The 16,669-nt window shown below is 67.3% G+C and carries 16 protein-coding genes and 1 riboswitch; of the genes, 7 read left to right on the top strand and 9 right to left on the bottom strand.

All coding sequences use genetic code 11. The features are described 5' to 3' along the window. The first annotated feature begins 5 nt into the window (after positions 1–5). Positions 6–1,100 carry an NAD(P)/FAD-dependent oxidoreductase gene (locus tag GSH16_RS01740; RefSeq protein WP_160851271.1) on the top strand — a complete coding sequence of 365 codons (1,095 nt, stop codon included), beginning with the start codon at positions 6–8 and terminating at the stop codon, positions 1,098–1,100. On the opposite strand, the gene GSH16_RS01735 is transcribed toward GSH16_RS01740, so the two are convergent. Beyond that, the gene (locus GSH16_RS01735) at positions 1,085–1,915 is read right to left on the bottom strand and encodes an FAS1-like dehydratase domain-containing protein (RefSeq protein ID WP_160851269.1); all 831 of its coding nucleotides are present in this window, start codon (positions 1,913–1,915) and stop codon (positions 1,085–1,087) included. The genes GSH16_RS01740 and GSH16_RS01735 overlap by 16 nt on opposite strands. 78 nt (positions 1,916–1,993) lie before the next feature. On the opposite strand from GSH16_RS01735, the gene GSH16_RS01730 reads away from it, so the two are divergent. After that, complete coding sequence (locus tag GSH16_RS01730) at positions 1,994–2,395, top strand: VOC family protein (protein WP_160851267.1); 402 nt, start codon at positions 1,994–1,996, stop codon at positions 2,393–2,395. A 6-nt stretch (positions 2,396–2,401) separates the two neighbouring features. Here GSH16_RS01730 and GSH16_RS01725 read toward each other — a convergent pair whose 3' ends face one another. From GSH16_RS01725 to GSH16_RS01695, 7 genes are all read right to left on the bottom strand, one after another. Beyond that, positions 2,402–2,974, bottom strand: a complete 573-nt coding sequence (locus GSH16_RS01725) for an NADPH-dependent FMN reductase (protein ID WP_160851265.1) — start codon at positions 2,972–2,974, stop codon at positions 2,402–2,404. A gap of 72 nt (positions 2,975–3,046) precedes the next feature. Further along, a complete protein-coding gene (gene cobO, locus GSH16_RS01720; protein ID WP_160851264.1) occupies positions 3,047–3,655 on the bottom strand; it encodes a cob(I)yrinic acid a,c-diamide adenosyltransferase in 609 nt (202 codons plus the stop codon). A 38-nt stretch (positions 3,656–3,693) separates the two neighbouring features. Continuing rightward, positions 3,694–4,137, bottom strand: a complete 444-nt coding sequence (locus tag GSH16_RS01715) for a GFA family protein (RefSeq protein WP_160851262.1) — start codon at positions 4,135–4,137, stop codon at positions 3,694–3,696. Further along, on the bottom strand, positions 4,134–7,892 hold the full coding sequence (gene cobN, locus GSH16_RS01710) for a cobaltochelatase subunit CobN (protein ID WP_160851260.1): 3,759 nt from the start codon (positions 7,890–7,892) through the stop codon (positions 4,134–4,136). Before cobN ends, GSH16_RS01715 begins: the two co-directional genes overlap by 4 nt. Next, positions 7,892–8,365: a GNAT family N-acetyltransferase gene (locus tag GSH16_RS01705; protein ID WP_160851258.1), complete on the bottom strand. Its 474-nt coding sequence runs from the start codon at positions 8,363–8,365 to the stop codon at positions 7,892–7,894. Before GSH16_RS01705 ends, cobN begins: the two co-directional genes overlap by 1 nt. Further along, on the bottom strand, positions 8,362–9,444 hold the full coding sequence (gene cobW, locus GSH16_RS01700; protein WP_160851256.1) for a cobalamin biosynthesis protein CobW: 1,083 nt from the start codon (positions 9,442–9,444) through the stop codon (positions 8,362–8,364). Before cobW ends, GSH16_RS01705 begins: the two co-directional genes overlap by 4 nt. 75 nt (positions 9,445–9,519) lie before the next feature. Next, the gene (locus GSH16_RS01695; RefSeq protein ID WP_160851254.1) at positions 9,520–10,167 is read right to left on the bottom strand and encodes a HupE/UreJ family protein; all 648 of its coding nucleotides are present in this window, start codon (positions 10,165–10,167) and stop codon (positions 9,520–9,522) included. 108 nt (positions 10,168–10,275) lie between these two features. Further along, positions 10,276–10,494, bottom strand: a riboswitch (cobalamin riboswitch). 204 nt (positions 10,495–10,698) lie between these two features. Between GSH16_RS01695 and smc the strand changes: the two genes are divergently transcribed. Together smc and GSH16_RS01685 are read left to right on the top strand one after the other, a co-directional pair. Beyond that, on the top strand, positions 10,699–14,157 hold the full coding sequence (smc, locus tag GSH16_RS01690) for a chromosome segregation protein SMC (RefSeq protein WP_160851252.1): 3,459 nt from the start codon (positions 10,699–10,701) through the stop codon (positions 14,155–14,157). Positions 14,158–14,241: 84 nt separating this feature from the next. Then, entirely contained in the window at positions 14,242–14,619 is a 378-nt protein-coding gene (locus GSH16_RS01685; RefSeq protein WP_160851251.1) for a hypothetical protein, read from the top strand. Here the strand turns inward: GSH16_RS01685 and GSH16_RS01680 are convergent. Beyond that, entirely contained in the window at positions 14,585–14,926 is a 342-nt protein-coding gene (locus tag GSH16_RS01680) for an ArsR/SmtB family transcription factor (protein WP_235912904.1), read from the bottom strand. The genes GSH16_RS01685 and GSH16_RS01680 overlap by 35 nt on opposite strands. Before the next feature lie 296 nt (positions 14,927–15,222). Between GSH16_RS01680 and GSH16_RS01675 the strand changes: the two genes are divergently transcribed. The 3 genes from GSH16_RS01675 to GSH16_RS01665 are packed head-to-tail and all read left to right on the top strand — an operon-like array spanning position 15,223 to position 16,632. Next, a complete protein-coding gene (locus tag GSH16_RS01675; RefSeq protein WP_160851247.1) occupies positions 15,223–15,579 on the top strand; it encodes an AtpZ/AtpI family protein in 357 nt (118 codons plus the stop codon). Positions 15,580–15,635: 56 nt separating this feature from the next. Further along, the gene (locus GSH16_RS01670) at positions 15,636–16,349 is read left to right on the top strand and encodes a F0F1 ATP synthase subunit A (RefSeq protein ID WP_160852919.1); all 714 of its coding nucleotides are present in this window, start codon (positions 15,636–15,638) and stop codon (positions 16,347–16,349) included. A gap of 46 nt (positions 16,350–16,395) precedes the next feature. Then, positions 16,396–16,632 carry a F0F1 ATP synthase subunit C gene (locus GSH16_RS01665; RefSeq protein ID WP_160851245.1) on the top strand — a complete coding sequence of 79 codons (237 nt, stop codon included), beginning with the start codon at positions 16,396–16,398 and terminating at the stop codon, positions 16,630–16,632. Positions 16,633–16,669: the final 37 nt, after the last annotated feature.

Below are 16,669 nucleotides of genomic sequence, written 5' to 3'. Positions count from 1 at the left end.
TGGCAATGGCAAACTCCGGACGGGTCACGGTGATCGGCGCGGGCATTTTCGGGCTCTGCGCCGCGTGGCATCTGCGCGCGCGCGGGCGGGATGTAACGGTGGTGGACAGGCGCGGTCCCGGCGCGGGCGCAAGCGGTGGCCTCGTCGGGGCGCTGTCGCCCCATGTGCCGGACCGCTGGAACGCGAAAAAACAGTTCCAGCGCGATGCGCTTCTGGCGGCTGCCGGTTTCTGGGCAGAGGTCGAGGCGGTCGCGGGCCAGTCGTCGGGCTACGGGCGCACCGGTCGGCTGCTTCCGCTGCCCGACGCCCATGCGCGCGCCATCGCGGAGGAACGGGCCGAGGGCGCGGCCGAATTCTGGGCCGGCGTGGCAAGCTGGACCGTGTTGCCACCCGGTGAGGATCATCCGTTCGCGCCTGACGCGGCAGCGGCGGGCATCGTGCATGAAACCCTGTCGGCCCGGATAGCACCCGCCCGCGCCTGTGCAACGCTGGCCCGTGCGCTGGAGCGCCGCGGTGTCCTGTTCCAGACCGGAACCGTCATGGCCGAACCGGGTGGCGCACTCTCGCTCGACGGGGACGCGATTGATGGCCCGGCGGTGATTGCTGCCGGCACCGGCAGCTTTGATCTGCTGCGCGGGCTGGGGCGCGCCAATCGCGGGCGGGGCGTGAAAGGGCAGGCGGCGCTTCTGCGCCCATCCCGGCCGATGAATGGGCCGATCCTTTATGATCGCGGCATCTATGTGATCGGCCATGCCGACGGGACGGTGGCGGTCGGGTCCACCAGCGAAACGGAGTTTGACGACCCGTATGGGACCGACGCGTTGCTCGACCGCGTCATTGCGGATGCGCGCGTGCTCGTGCCGTCACTGGCCGATGCGCCGGTGATCGGGCGCTGGGCCGGTCTGCGTCCGCGCGCGCCCGAACGCGACCCGATGGTCGGCCCGCTGCCGGACCGGCCCGATCTCATTGTCGCGACGGGCGGGTTCAAGACCGGACTGGCGCTCGCGCCCCGGATCGGGGATGCGGTGGCAGCTTTCCTGTCTGGCGAGGTGCCCGACCTGCCCGACAGTTTCGCGCCGGCGCATCACCTGAAGGGCTGATTGGCTGTGGCCTGCATGGCGAGCCGTCCGTCCGCGCCGCGGATCCAGAGCGCCAGCCCGTCCCCCTCCGGCCGGTGGCAGACCTCGAACGGCTCGCCGTCGAAAACGGGAGCCATGGCGCGGAAGGCGAAGCTTGCCAGACCGCCGAGCGTGGCATCCGCGCGGTCGACCAGCATCTGGGCCAGAAGCGGCCCGTGCACGACAAGGCCGGGATAGCCCTCCACGTCGCGGCAATAGTCCCGGTCATAGTGGATCCGGTGTCCGTTGAAGGTAAGCGCGGAATAACGGAACAGCGTCACCGGATCGCCCTTATGGCGGGTTGCCTGAACCTCGTCTGTCGGGGCGGCTGCCGGTTGCGGCTGTGGCGCGCCCGGGACCGGGTCTTCGCGGTAGACAAGGTCCTGTTCTTCGGTCAGGGCCACCCGATCACCCTGCATGATCCGGTGTTCCACCGTCACGAAGGCGAGCGGGCCGCTGCGGCCGGTTTTTTCCGCGATCTTCAGGATGCGGCTCGCGCGCGTGGCGGCTTCTCCGATCCGCAAGGGACCCAGAAACCGCAGGCGCCCGCCGGCCCACATGCGCCGTGGCAGGCCCAGATCGGGCAGGAAGCCGCCAAGCGCCGGATGACCGTCGCGCCCGAGCCTGTCCGGCGGCTGGCAGTCCCAGAAGCCCGCCCAGTGCCAGAAGGGCGGCAGGGCATCGCCTGTGGCGGGCGGCGGACCGTCGCGGCCGAGCGTCGCGTGCATCGCGGCCACCCGCATCGGGTCGATCCGGTCATGGATGGTCTGGCGGGTCATGTTGGCTGTGCGGCTCATGCGACCTGATTGTCAGGGCGGGGGCGAAATGGCAAGTTGCGCCCGATATTCACCCGGACAAGCCGGAGGCCACGACCCATGCCCCAACCGAAAATTGCAGCACTCGACCACCTTGTCCTGACGGTGCGGGACATCGGTGCCACCTGCCGCTTCTACGGCGATGCGCTCGGCATGGAGGTGCAGAGCTTCACGCCGTCCGACGGCACCGTGCGCACCGCGCTCAGCTTCGGGTCACAGAAGTTCAATCTGCATGAAGCCGGACGCGAGTTCGAGCCGAAGGCAGATACGCCAACCCCGGGCAGTGCGGATTTCTGCCTGCTGACGGACGCGTCGCTTGATGACTGGATCGCCCACCTGTCCAACCATGGCATCGGGATCGAGGAAGGGCCGGTCGACCGGACCGGCGCCACAGGGCCGATCCGGTCGATCTACATGCGCGACCCGGACGGCAATCTGGTGGAGATTTCGCGCCGGCTCTAGGACCGGTCAGGCCGGCAGGCCGGTGGCCACCGGTTCGGTCTGCGCCAGCGCCTTCAGATCATCCATCAGGATTTGCAGGAACGCGGTGCTGCGCTCGTCGATGAGCCGCCCGTCCGTGTCGAAGGCCTTGCCGGAATTGGCGATCATCACTTCCGGCCCCTGAAGGATGCGCGGATTGAAGGGCGTCATGCAGTGGCGGAGCGAGAATTGCGCCCGTTCGCCACCGGCCCGCCCGGCCGCCGCCGACATGATGGCGACCGGTTTTTTCAGCCACGGGGTTCCATCGGTCCGGCTGACCCAGTCGAGCGCGTTCTTCAGCCCGCCGGGCAGGTTCTTGTTATATTCAGGCGTCGAAATGATGATCGCATCGGCGGCCAGGATCTGGTCCGCGAGTTCCTCCACCGCAGCGGGAATGCCTTCGTCGGCCTGAAGGTCGGCATCGAAGAGCGGAAAGCGGATATCGGCAAGTTCGAACCGGTCCGGCGCGAAGAGCCGAGCGGCCTCTCGCACCAGGAGCGTGTTCGTCGATGCGGCGCGCAGGCTGCCGGAGATGCCGAGCAGCGACAAGGATCTGGTCATTGAAATCTCCCTCTCTGTGCGACGACATGTAAAAACTGCGCCGCAGCAGGCAAGGGAGACCTCACGGAAAGGTCAGTACTCGACGCCGATCTGTGCCTTGATGCCGGAGCGGAACGGATGTTTCACCAGTTCCATCTCGGTCACCAGATCGGCGGCCTCGATCAGTTCGTCCTTCGCGTTGCGCCCGGTCAGCACGACATGGGTCATGGGCGGTTTCTCGGTCTTCAGGAAATCCACCACTTCGGCAATGTCGAGATAGTCATATCGGATCGCGATGTTGATCTCGTCGAGCAGCACCATGTGATTGGCCGGGTCGCGGATCAGGTCCTTGGCCTTGGCCCATGCGGCCTGCGCCATTTCCGTGTCGCGGGTCTTGTCCTGCGTTTCCCAGGTGAAGCCCTCGCCCATCGTGTGGAAGGCACAAATGTCCTGAAACCGCTCCAGGATCATGTCCCGCTCGCCGGTGCTCATCCCGCCCTTGATGAACTGGACCACCGCGCATTGGCGGCCGTGGGCGATGTGGCGGAAGATCATGCCGAAGGCAGCCGTCGACTTGCCCTTGCCCTTGCCCGTATGGACGATGATGAGGCCCTTCTCCTCGGTCTTGGTGGCCATGATCTTGTCGCGTGCCGCCTTTTTCTTGGCCATTTTCATTGCGTGACGGTCGGGATCATCGGTCATCTCTGGCGTCCTTTCGGGGCTGGTCAGGGCTGGTTGGCTCAGGGTTTGACGGCGGGATCTTCCGCGCCGGGTGTCTGGTGCAGGAACTTGTGGTGGCGTGGCAACTCATCCGTGGTCTCGAACCACGGCAACTGGTCGACCGTGAAGACATGGAAGGCGGGCGGCAGCGCCTCCGGTGCGTCGAGCGTGGCGGTCAGCAGATGGATTTCGTCGGGAAAGATCTCGTGGCTGAAGGCCAGTTGCGTGCCGCATGTGCCACAGAAGCGCCGCGTGGCGCGGGCGGACGATTTATAGGTCTGGGGCGCGGTGCCGGTCCAGTCGAACCGGTCGAGCGCAACACCAAAATAGGCCGTGACAGGCGAGGCCGTGATCCGGCGGCAGTCGCTGCAATGGCAATAGCAACTCCAGCGCGGCGGGCCGGAAAACCTGTAGCGCACGGCGCCACAGTGGCATCGGCCGGTCTGCGTGACGCCGGCGCTCATGACCGGACCCCGCTTGGGTCGACATGTCCCGGTGCGCGGTCGCGCAGTCGCGCGAGCCGGTCGCGGGCGCTGTTCGATCGCGGCGTCCAGAGGTTGCGGTCGAGCGCTTCCTGCAGCCGGTCGGCCATTTCGCGCAGCGCATCGGGATTGTGTTCCTCGATGAAGCTGCGCACCCGGTCATCTTCCAGATAGGCTGTTTCGATCAGGTCGAAATGATGCGACCGGACGGCCCGCGTGGTTGCCGCGAAGGCAAAGAGATAGTCGAGCGTTGCCGCCATCTCGAAGGCGCCCTTGTAGCCGTGCCGCATCACGCCATCGATCCATTTCGGATTGACCACGCGCGAGCGCATGACGCGGCCGATCTCCTCGTCCAGCGTCCGGATAACGGGGCGTTCGGGGCGGGAATGGTCATTGTGGTAGATCGGGCGGGCGCAGCCCTGCAACGTCTCAACCGCCGCCGAAGCGCCGCCCTCGAACTGGTAATAGTCGTCGCTGTCGAGCAGGTCATGTTCCCGATTGTCCTGATTCTGCACGATCGCGTCCACCTCTGCGAGCCGGGCCTGAAGCGCGTCGCGCTTCGGCGCGCCTTCCGCCCCGCCGCCATAGGCATAGCCGCCCCATGTCAGATAGGCATCCGCCAGATCGGCGCGGTCGGACCAGAGCCGCTCGTCGATCATCGCTTGCAATCCGGCCCCGTAGGCACCGGGTTTCGAGCCGAAGACGCGGTGCTGGTCCGCGCCCGCCCGCGCTCGGGCAGCGGCCGGGTTGATCTCGTCCGGTTCGTCGAGCGCCATGACCGCGCGGGCGGCGCTGTCGACCAGATCCATCTGCTGCGGGAAGGCGTCGCGGAAGAAACCGGAGACCCGCAGGGTCACGTCCACCCTTGGCCGGTCGAGCACCGATGCGGGCAGGATCTCGAATCCTGTCACCCGCCGGTTTGCGCTGTCCCAGACAGGCTTCACGCCCATCAGCGCAAGTGCCTGGGCGATATCGTCGCCGCCGGTGCGCATGTTGGCTGTACCCCATGCCGTCAGCAGCATCGCACGCGGCCAGTCGCCATGGTCCTGCAGGTGGCGCTCGATGAGGAGGCAGGCCGATTTCCAGCCGAGCGCCCAGGCGGTCGGCGTCGGCACCGCGCGGCTGTCGACGGAAAAGAAGTTCCGGCCGGTCGGCAGCGTGTCGATGCGCCCTCGCGTCGGGGCGCCTGACGGGCCGGGCGGCAGGGCACGACCGTCGAGCCCCGCGAGCAACCCGTCCATCTCGGCCGGACCACAGGCCGCGACCATCGGCGCGACCGCGGTGCGGGCCGCATCGAGCACCGGCGCCGCGGCTGGCAAGTCGGCGTCCGTCGCGCCCTCGATCTTCCGGCCGTCCAGCAGCGCGGCGGCCAGCAGTTCCACCCGTTCCACCGCGTCGCCGTTGCTGCGCCAGCGGTCGTCGGTCAGGCCGGTCAGGCAGGCGGGTCTGGGGCCGTCATAGGGCGCGCCAAGGTCGCAATCGAGCGGATCGATGCCAAGCTCCAGGTCCGCGGCCAGAGCGCGTTGCAACGAGGCATCCGCCCCCTTGCCCGTGCCGCGCGGCACGCGCAGAAGCGCCTGGACCAGGTCGCGCGCGAGCCGCCCTTCCGGCGCTGTGCCGAACACGTGCAGCCCGTCGCGGATCTGCGCCTCTTTCAGATCGCACAAGTACGCGTCGAGCGTGGCCAGCGCCGCGTCGCTGTCGCCGACATCCGCTATCCCTGCATCGATATCGAGGCCGGAGGCCGCGCAGAGCGACAGGATCTCTTTGCGCAGATGGGTCACACGGCGTGGGTCGACGCCCGCGGCTTCGTAATATTCGTCCACCAGCGCTTCGAGATCGCGCAGCGGCCCGTAGCTTTCGGCCCGCGTCAGCGGTGGCGTCAGGTGGTCGACGATCACCGCCGCCGCGCGCCGCTTGGCCTGCGTGCCCTCGCCCGGGTCATTGACGATGAACGGGTAGAGATGCGGCACCGGACCGAGCACGGCCTCCGGGAAACAATCTTCCGACAGGGCCACCGCCTTGCCCGGCAGCCATTCCAGATTGCCATGCTTGCCCATATGGACGAGCGCGTGCGCCCCGAACGGGCGGCGCAGCCACGCGTAGAAGGCGAGGTAATTGTGCGGCGGCACGAGGTCCGGCGCGTGATAGCTGTCCTTCGGGTCGATATTGTAGCCGCGCGCGGGCTGGATGCCGACCGTGACATTTCCGAACCGCAGGATTGAGAGGGCAAACGCCCCCCCGTCCTTATCACCGTCCACGAAGAACGGATCGTCCTCCGGCGCGCCCCAGCGGTCTTCGATCTCGCGCCGCAATCCGTGGGGGAGGGTGGCATAGAAAGCGCGATAGTCGTCGAGCGAAAGCCGTTCGCCCCCTCTACGGTCCGCGCGATCGGTGAGCCAGTTGGTCGGCCCGGCCAGAACGGCCTGCATCAGCGCGTCGGAATCGTCGGGCAGGTCAGCGGTGCCATAGCCCGCATCCGCCAGCGCGTGGAGCAGATTGACCGTCGCTGCCGGCGTGTCGAGGCCGACGCCATTGGCCAGCCGTCCGTCCTTGTTGGGATAATTGGCAAGGATCACGCCCACCTTGCGATCGGCTGCTCCGGTCCGGCGCAGCCGGCACCATGCGGCGGCCAGATCGCAGGTGAAGGCAATGCGGTCGCCTTCGGCCTGGTAGCTAGCGATCGCGCATTGGGTTTCTGCGTCGAAATAGGCTTCGCCCTTGAAGCTGACCGCGCGGCCGAGCAGGCGGCCGTCCACTTCCGGCAGGGCCACATTCATCGCGATATCGCGTGCCGACAGACCGGCTGTGCCCGCGCGCCAGCTATCCGCGCTGCCGGCGCTGAAAATGGTCTGGATGACCGGCGCGCCGTTGGCAGCGGCACCGGCAAGCGGGTTTTCCGGCCCGCCCGTGCCGTGCGGCGTGCCCACGGCGAAGCTGGTGGCGTTGAGGATCAGATCTGGCGGCGCGGCACGGAACAGATCTTCCAGCGTTGCGACCGAGACCGGATCTTTCAGCGAGGCCACGAAGAGCGGCATCGGGTTCAACCCTGCGCGCGACAGCCCGCGCACCAGCCGGTTGACCGGGTGCAGGCCCGCGCCCTGCACAAGCGCGCGATAGAAGACAAGCGGCACGGTCGGCGCGCCCTCGGTCCAGTTCGCCCGCAGATCGTCGAGACCCGGGCGGTCCAGCCCCGGCCAGTAGAGGCCTGCACGCAAGAGCGGCGCGGCGGCAGGCGGTGTCGGACCGCCATCGAGCATCGACCGCGCATGAAGCAGGAAATTGCGCATGTTTTCCGGCCCGCCCTCGACGCAATAGGACCAGAGCGCGTCCCAGTCCGCACGCGACACGGTGGACAGGCGCCACAATTCGTCATCGGGCCTGTCGTCGCCCGGCAGGAGCGCGAAGGGCACCCCGGCCTCGGCCAGCCGGATCGCATATTGCTCGACCCCGTAGGGCCAGTAGGCGCGCCCGCCGAGCAGCCGGACCACCACCAGCCGCGAGCCTGTCGCGCAGCGATCGAGATGCAGATCGACCGACAGGCTGTGACGCAGGTGGGACAGGTTTGCGAGGCGCAGGCCCGGCGCGGCATCGCCCAAATCCGCCCGCGCCGCCGACAGGGCGGCGATTTCGGTATCTGCGGCCGATATGACCAGCAGATCGGACGGGTCCTGGCCCAGATCGACCGGTTCGGACCCGTCATCGATCGTACCCGGTGTGGCGGCCAGAAGATGCATCAGTTGCCCCCGTCCGCGCCCACCGCGCGTTCGAAGAAAAGGCTGTGCGGTCCGGCTTCATAGGCGCCGAACGGTCCGCACGGGGCAAAACCGTGCCGGCGATAGAAACCGTGTGCGCGGGTCAGCCTGTCGCCCGTTTCCAGCCGCAGGCGCGGCAGGCCGGCGGCGCGCGCCGCGGCAAGCAATTCCGCCATCAGCGCGTCCGCGGCCCCGCTGCCGCGCGCGTCCTCAGCCACGAACATCGATTTGATCTCGCCATAGTCGCCCTTGTCGGCGAGCGCCACGCAACCGGTCGCAGTCCCCGCCGCATCCCGCAGGATCCAGAAACGCATCCCCGGTCCCGCCAGTGCCTCGGCCTCCAGATAGTGGTTGGCTTCCGGCGGGAAGAGGCTCCGCATGAGCGCCTGGCTTTCCGCCAGAAGGTCCCGCGCCTCGTCAGAGGTCGGGTCGGCCGGCGCGACGCTGTAGCTCATGCGCGGAGAGCGGTTTCGATCGCAGCACGGTCGAGCCCGGCCTGACCGATCACCACAAGGCGGGTCTCGCGCGCATCACCGGCACCGAAGGGCTGGTCGAAATAGCTGTCGACCCGCGGTCCGACGGCCTGGAACGTCAGTCGCATCGGCTTGCCCGCCACCGCGGCAAAGCCCTTGAGGCGCAGGATGTCATGCGCCGAGATCACCTCGGCCAACTGCCGGGCGAAGCGCGCGTGATCGGTGATTTCCCCGCGGGTCACGACGAAGCTCTCGAACGCATCATGGTCGTGATCGTGGTGATGGTCGTGGTCCGCATGGTGGTCATCGCCATCCGCATCATCATCATGGTGGTGATGGTGATGGATTTCGTGGCGCGCTTCCGTGTCGCCCTCGGCCGCCATGTTCTGGCCAAGCAGCACATCGACCGGCATCACCCCCATGGCAGTGCGCACCACCTGCACGCCGGACCGGCTGCCGGATTTCAGCTGCGCGACCAGCGCATCGGCCGAGTCCGGTTCAAGCAGGTCCGACTTGTTGACCACGATCATGTCCGCGCAGGCAATCTGGTCCTCGAACAGTTCCGACAGCGGCGTCTCATGGTCGAGATTTTCATCCGATCGGCGCTGGGCATCGACGGCGGCCACATCATGCGCGAACCGGCCGTCGAACACGGCGCGTCCGTCCACCACCGTGACCACCCCGTCGACCGTGACGCGGGTGGAAATTTCCGGCCAGTTGAACGCCCGCACAAGCGGCTGCGGCAGCGCAAGGCCCGAGGTCTCGATAACGATATGGTCGGGCGGCGTCTCGCGGGCGAGCAGCGCCTCCATCGTGGGGACGAAATCCTCCGCCACGGTGCAGCAGATGCAGCCGTTCGACAGTTCTACAATATCTTCGTCGGCGCAGGCCTCGTCGCCGCAGCCGCGCAGAATGTCGCCGTCGACGCCAAGGTCGCCGAATTCATTGATGATGAGCGCGATCCGCTTGCCCCCGGCATTGGCCAGAAGGTGGCGGATCAGCGTGGTCTTGCCGGCCCCGAGAAAGCCGGTGATGACGGTTGCGGGGATTTTGGCTGGCATTGGATCTTTCCGCTCTACAGGAAAACGGCGGCCGCCCGGGATCCGGGGAGCCGCCGCGATAGGGTGGTCGGTCGGTCAGATGCCGAAGGCAGCGGCGAGCAGTGGGCCTTCGATCGTCTCCAGCGTCAGGAAGAGGCCGACGCCCGCGACGACAGCACCGGCAAGGCGCGCATTCATCGCCTGTGCCTCGGTCGCGCCGAGCAGGCGCTCCACGCACCAGCCGGCGCCGAGCGCGATGGCATATTGCACGGCGCCGAGCCCGATCAGGTAGCCCAGCAGAACCGGCGCGCCCATGGCGGCTTCCTGTCCGGCGATGGAATCACCGAAGGCCGAGCCGTGGAACAGGCCGAACCCCGCGAAGATCAGGAGCGCCGGGGTCAGGGTCAGCGCGCGGCCCGACAGGACAATGCCGCCGAGCGCAAGCAGCGAGACCGCGATCATCGCTTCCTTGGCCGGCAGGCCGAAGCCGAAGCTCATGGCGAGGCAGCCGAGCAGCATCGCGGCGATATAGGCTGCCGGTGCGCTACGGCGGTGGCCGGTATAGACGGCGGCAATGCCGACAAGCGCCACAAAAAACAGGTGGTCGAAGCCCAGCACCGGATGGCCGACGCCCGACAGGAGCCCGTGGGCGAAGGTTTCCATCGGCATCCCGCCGAGCGGGTGATGGGCGAGCGCGGGCGTGGCCGCGAGGCTTGCGCCAGCGAATGTCAGAAGCTTTTTCATTTTGTCCCCTTCGGTTCGTTCCAAAAGGGGGGTCACGTCGAAGGCAGGGCCGTCCTGCGGCCTTTCCCTTCCCGGAACACCCCGTCCGTTTATCAGGTCGCACCGGCGAGCGCCGGTCCGTGCAGGGCTGGTCTCCTGGCTCGCGGGTCATTGCGCGTCACCCCCTTCCCGGCCGGGCGGCCAGTGGTGTCGGGTGGGCGCTCTCCGCATACAGTCGCGGGGGCGGCTGCGGCTTTGGGCCCCGGTTTGGGTCAACCCTCATCGCATTCCCATTTCATCCCCCCGCGCTCGGCACGGATACGGGGAACCTTGCTCGGCCACAGTGATCGCAAAGGCAGGCGGCGGTCAAGGTGAAACGGGCGGTCCCGTTGCGGAAATGCCGCCCCCGGACACGGTCGCCGCGGGCGGATTTCAGCCATATCTGGTGTATTTGACGGAAAGGCCCGCCATATCCTGTGGTGTTTTCTTGACTCGCCCTGCCGCGCGCCCGATCCTGAAACCTACGGGGGAATCACAGGAGCAGTCCGTCAGGTGCAATTCACCAAGCTACGTCTTCTCGGCTTCAAGAGCTTCGTCGATCCGACGGAGCTTGTTATCGCGCCCGGCCTGACCGGCGTGGTCGGGCCGAACGGCTGTGGCAAGTCGAACCTGCTCGAAGCGCTGCGCTGGGTGATGGGGGAGAACCGTCCGACTGCGATGCGCGGCGGGGGGATGGAGGATGTGATCTTCGCCGGCGCCTCGTCGCGTCCCGCCCGCAATTTCGCCGAAGTGACCCTGACGCTCGACAATAGCGAGCGGCTTGCGCCCGCGGCCTTCAATGACAGCGACGGGCTGGAGATCGTGCGCCGCATCACCCGCGATGCCGGCTCGGCCTACAAGACGAACGGCAAGGAAAGCCGTGCCCGCGACGTGCAGATGCTGTTTGCCGATGCGTCCACCGGGGCGCATTCGCCCTCGCTGGTCGGGCAGGGGCGGATCGCGGAACTGATCAATGCCAAGCCCAAGGCCCGCCGCCGCATCCTTGAAGAAGCGGCCGGGATTTCGGGGCTCTACCAGCGCCGACATGAGGCGGAGTTGAAGCTGCGGGGCGCGGAAACCAACCTTGCGCGCGTCGAGGATGTGATCGAGCAGCTTGAAAGCCAGTTGAACGCGCTGGCGCGGCAGGCCCGGCAGGCCAAACGCTATCGCGAGATCGCAACGGAGTTGCGCCGCTCCGAAGGGCTGTTGCTCTATCGCCGCTGGCGCGAGGCGGATGTGGAATGGTCCGAGGCGCAGGACAGGTTGCGGGCCTCCACCAGCGACGCGGCCACCGCCCAGGCCGCGGCGAGCGCGAAGAGCCGCGAGCGGGTCGCGGCAGAAGATGCGGTGCCGCCCCTGCGCGAGGAGGAGGCGATTGCCGCGGCGGTCCTGCAGCGGCTTCAGGTCGAGCGCGACACGTTGCGCGATCAGGAGGACCGCGCGCGGCAGACGATCGAGACCCTCACCGCGCGGATCGACCAGCTTGAAAAGGACGCCGAACGCGAGACCGCGCTCAATCAGGAAGCGGGCGAGATGATTGCCCAGCTCGATTGGGAGCGGGAGGCCATCGACAAGGCTGCCATCGGCCATGACGAGAAGCTGGCATCTGCCAATGCGGCGGCGAGCGATGCGGCGGAAGGGCTGAAGGAGGCCGAGGCGCAGTTGGACCGTGCGACCGAGGATTCGGCGCGGCTCGCAGCCCGCCACCAGTCCGCGACGCGGCGGCGCGACGATGCGCAGGGCGCCGTGAAACGGCTGACGGACGAATTGGAGGCCGATCGCACGACGCTGGCGCAATCGGCCGAGCGGCTTGATACAGCCAAATCGGCCTTCGAGGCTGCCGAAGCTGCGCGGACGGCAGCCCAGACCGCAGCGGCCGCAGCCGAAGCCGCGTTGGCAGACGCCGAAGCCGCCCGAAGCGCGGCACAATCGGCCGAGAGCGAGGCCCGCGCCGCCCTCTCGGAGACGCAGGGCGAGGCCAAGGCGCTCCGGGCCGAACATGCCGCATTGGACCGGTTGATCCAGCGGGACTCTGCGGGCGGCGAACAGTTGCTCGACAGGGTGACGGCCAATCCGGGCTACGAGGCCGCGCTCGGGGCAGCGCTTGCCGACGACCTGAAGGCGCCGGTGGTCGGTGCGGGGGATGCATCCGGCTGGGTGGCGCTCCCTGACTATGATGACGCGGCGGACCTGCCGGACGGGGCATCGCCGCTGGCCGATCACGTGACGGGTCCGGATGTGCTGCGCCGCCGGCTGTCCCAGATCGGGGTCGTTTCGGCTGCCGACGGGCCGCGCCTGCAAGAGGGTTTGCGCCCGGGCCAGCGCCTCGTCAGCCAGAAGGGCGACCTCTGGCGCTGGGACGGATACCGCGCCGGAGCGGAGGATGCGCCTTCTGCCGCAACGCTGCGGCTGCAACAGACGAACCGGTTGAAAGAGCTGGCCACGGCGCTCGCCAAGGCGGACGCGGCTGCGGCGGCCGCTGACAGCGCGCATGGTCAGTGCCGCGCCGCGCTTGATGCCGCGCAGGCAGCGGAACAGACCGCACGTGCGGACCGCCGCGCCGCCGACACGGCCCTCTCGGACGCGGCCCGCACCCTGTCCCGCGCCGAGGCTGATCGCGACATGCTGTCGGGCCGGATCGAAACGCTGCAGGAAACGGTGGCCCGCCGGCAGGACGATGTGGCCGGCGCCGAGCGTGAATTGAAGGATGCCGTGGACGCGGTCGCCGAGCTTGGCGATCTGGAGGCTGCGCGTACGGTTGTCGAGCAGGCGAAACTCGCTGTGGAGGCCGCGCGGCTTGCCATGATGAGCAAGCGCGCCATGGCCGACGAGTTGCGCCGCGACGGCGAGGCCCGCGTCAAGCGCCAGCAGGAAATCACCAAGGCCGTGTCGGGCTGGAAGCTGCGGCTCGACAATGCCGAGAAACGAGTGGCGGAGTTCGAGGAACGGATCGCGGGCACACGGGCGGAACTGGCGGCAGCCACCGCCGCGCCCGAGGAACTGGCCGCCAAGCGCGACGAACTGGCCAACGCGATCGACAAGGCCGAGGCGCGGCGCAAGGCCGCCGCGGACGCGCTGGCGGCGGGGGAAACCGCGCTGCGCGAGGCCGAGGCGGCCGAGCGTGCCGCCGAACGGGCTGCGGGCGATGCGCGCGAGGGCCGCGCCCGCGCTGAAGCCGTGACCGAGGCCGCCGCCGCGCGGCGCGATGTCTGTGCCGAGCGGATCCGCGAGGAACTGGAGGTCGCGCCCGAGGAACTGCTGGAACGGCTGGAGGCCGATCCCGACGCGATGCCGTCGGCCGAGATGATCGAACAGGATGTCCAGCGTCTGCGCCGCCAGCGTGATGCGCTGGGCGCGGTCAACCTGCGCGCCGAGGAAGATGCCAAGGCTGTGCAGGAGGAATATGACACCCTGTCGACGGAAAAGACCGATCTGGAAGAGGCGATCAAGACCCTGCGCACCGGAATTGCCAGCCTCAACCGTGAAGGCCGCGAGCGGCTGCTTGCCGCCTTCGACGTGGTGAACCGCAATTTCACGCGGCTTTTCAAGCTGCTCTTCGGGGGCGGTGACGCCAATCTGGTGCTGGTGGAAAGCGACGATCCGCTCGAAGCCGGGCTGGAGATCATGTGCCAGCCGCCGGGCAAGAAACTGTCGACGCTGTCGCTCTTGTCGGGCGGCGAACAGACCCTGACGGCCCTGTCGCTCATCTTCGCGGTCTTCCTCGCCAATCCGTCGCCGATCTGCGTGCTCGACGAGGTGGATGCGCCGCTCGACGATGCGAACGTCACGCGCTTCTGCGATCTGCTCGACGAGATGACCCGCCAGACCGACACGCGGTTCCTGATCATCACCCACCATGCAGTGACGATGGCGCGGATGGACCGGCTGTTCGGCGTGACCATGGCCGAGCAGGGTGTGAGCCAGCTTGTTTCGGTCGATCTGCGGCAGGCCGAGGAAATTGTCGACGCCTGAGGCCCGGCCGTCGACACGGAACTGTGACACCGGTCCGGCGGCCGGGCGCCCTAAACTGGCATGGCCCCGACCGGAGACATGCCGATGCGACCCGCACTCCTGCTTTTCACCTGCCTGATGCCCCTGCCGCTCGCCGCGCAGGACGAAAGCCCCGGCGCGGATGGCTGGGCCGTTGCGGCGGGCGATCGGCGCTTTGGGGCCAGCGACCTGGCGGACCGGCTCGCCGGGCAGGTGGTGGAATTCATGGATGGGTCGAAATCCCATTACCGGGACGGAAACCGCTATGCCTACACCTACGAGGATGGCGGGCCGGAGTTTACCGGCGCCTATGCGGTCGGTGCGGACGGCACGGTCTGCGTGACGTTCGACAATGATGCCCGGCGCTGCGACCTTTATGTGCTGAACGCGGACGGGGTGCTTACGCTCATCACGACGGACGGCTATCGGTTCCGGACCCGCTAAGGTCCAGTTGCAGGTCAACCAGTTCCTCGATCCGGTCGAGATCGAGCCGCGCGAACCGGCCGAAACTCTCCATCCAGATCGCGGCGTCCTGCAGGGCCTCTGTGTCGAGCCGGCACCAGCGGACACGGCCTTCCGCCCGCTGGGTCACCAGTCCGGCTTCAGTGAGGATGCGGATATGCTTGGACACCGCCGCGAGCGACATGTCGAAGGGGGCCGCCAGGTCCGACACGGTGGCGTCGCCGTCGAGCAGGCGGCTGACGATCGCGCGCCGCGTCGCGTCCGCCAGCGCGGCAAAGGTGCGGTCCATGCGCGGTCCGTCCGCTTCTGTCTCTCTGTCCGTCATCGGGCCAGCTAAGCCCATGTCCGTGAATCGTCAACCATTTGGTTGAATGAAGGGCAGGGCTTGAAAAGCGGGTGGGGCACCCCAAAAGTTTTTCTGCGCCCATCGGTCGCGGTTTAGTTAAAGTGTTATATTTCAGTGTGTTGCGCTATTCCCGACCCGCCATTCCGGCGCTTGACAGGGGCAGGGGCCACACATAGTGTCCGCCGCAACGCGCCAAGCCGTCCGGCCCGGCCGGATCTCCACGGGGAGCCCGTTTCGCGATGAGCGAAAAAGATTTCTCGAACCGGCTCGCGGAGCTCGAAAAGCGGATCACGGCGGCCAAGACCTCCCGGGTCGAGCCGCCCCGCTCGGAGAGCAAATACGAGAAGGCCAACCTGGCCTGGCGCATGGTGATTGAGCTCGTCGTCGGCATGGCGATGGGTGTGGGCATCGGATACGGGCTCGACAGCCTGTTCGGGACACTCCCGATCTTCCTGATGCTCTTTGCGCTTCTGGGCTTCGCGGCCGGTGTACGCACGATGATGCGGACCGCCGAAGAGGTTCAGAGAGGAAAACGAACCGGGGACGCTCCCGGGGATGAGGATGCAGCCGGCCCCTCGGGCCGCGACAGTGAATGAGGTAGACCGTGGCAACCGGGCAAGACGAAGGCGCATCGCCGTTCAACATCCACCCGATGGACCAGTTCCAGATCAAGCCGCTCTTCGGCGGGACCGAGATCCACTGGTACACGCCGACGAACGTCACGCTGTGGCTGTTCCTGACCGTGGCGGTGATCAGCTTCCTGCTCGTCTTCCTGTCGCGCGGCCGGGCTGCCGTGCCGAGCCGTGGCCAGTCCATGGCTGAAATGACCTACGGGTTCGTCCGCAAGATGGTTGAGGATGTCGCCGGCAAGGAGGGGCTGAAATACTTCCCCTACATCATGACGCTCTTCACCTTCATCCTGTTCGCGAACCTCTTGGGCCTTCTGCCCTACAGCTTCACCACGACCTCGCATATCGCCGTGACCGGTGTGCTGGCGCTGGCCGTGTTCCTGACCGTGACCGCCATCGGCTTCGTCAAGCATGGCGCCGGTTTCCTCAAGCTCTTCTGGGTGGCTTCCGCCCCCACGCTCGCGCTGCGCCTCGTGCTCGCGATGATCGAGCTGATTTCCTATTTCGTGCGCCCCGTCAGCCACTCCATCCGTCTGGGTGGCAACCTGATGGCCGGCCACGCCGTTATCAAGGTGTTCGCAGGCTTTGCCGGCGCGCTTGGTGTGGGAGCGGTTGTTCCCATCTTCGCGATCGTGGGTGTCTACGGTCTCGAACTTCTTGTGGCCTGTATCCAGGCCTATGTCTTCACGATCCTGACCTGTGTCTATCTCAACGATGCGCTGCATCCGGGGCACTGAGGTCGAGATCATCTAATCCAGCCATTCCAATTCAAGGAGCATCACCATGGAAGGCGATATCGCAGCAATGGGTCAGTACATCGGCGCAGGTCTCGCATGCATCGGCATGGGCGGCGCAGGCATCGGTGTGGGCCACGTGGCCGGCAACTTCCTGTCCGGCGCCCTGCGCAACCCGGCAGCTGCCGGCGAGCAGACTGCTACTCTCTTCATCGGCATCGCATTCGCCGAGGCACTGGGGATCTTCTCCTTCCTCGTCGCTCTGCTGCTGATGTTCGCTGTCTGATCGACGCGACCCACGACAGAAGAGGCGGCCGCGGTTC

It is taken from the genome of Oceanomicrobium pacificus (assembly GCF_009833495.1).
Lineage (GTDB): Bacteria > Pseudomonadota > Alphaproteobacteria > Rhodobacterales > Rhodobacteraceae > Oceanomicrobium > Oceanomicrobium pacificus.
Note: the sequence above shows the minus strand (reverse complement) of the source record. Positions and strands in the feature narration are given on the sequence as shown.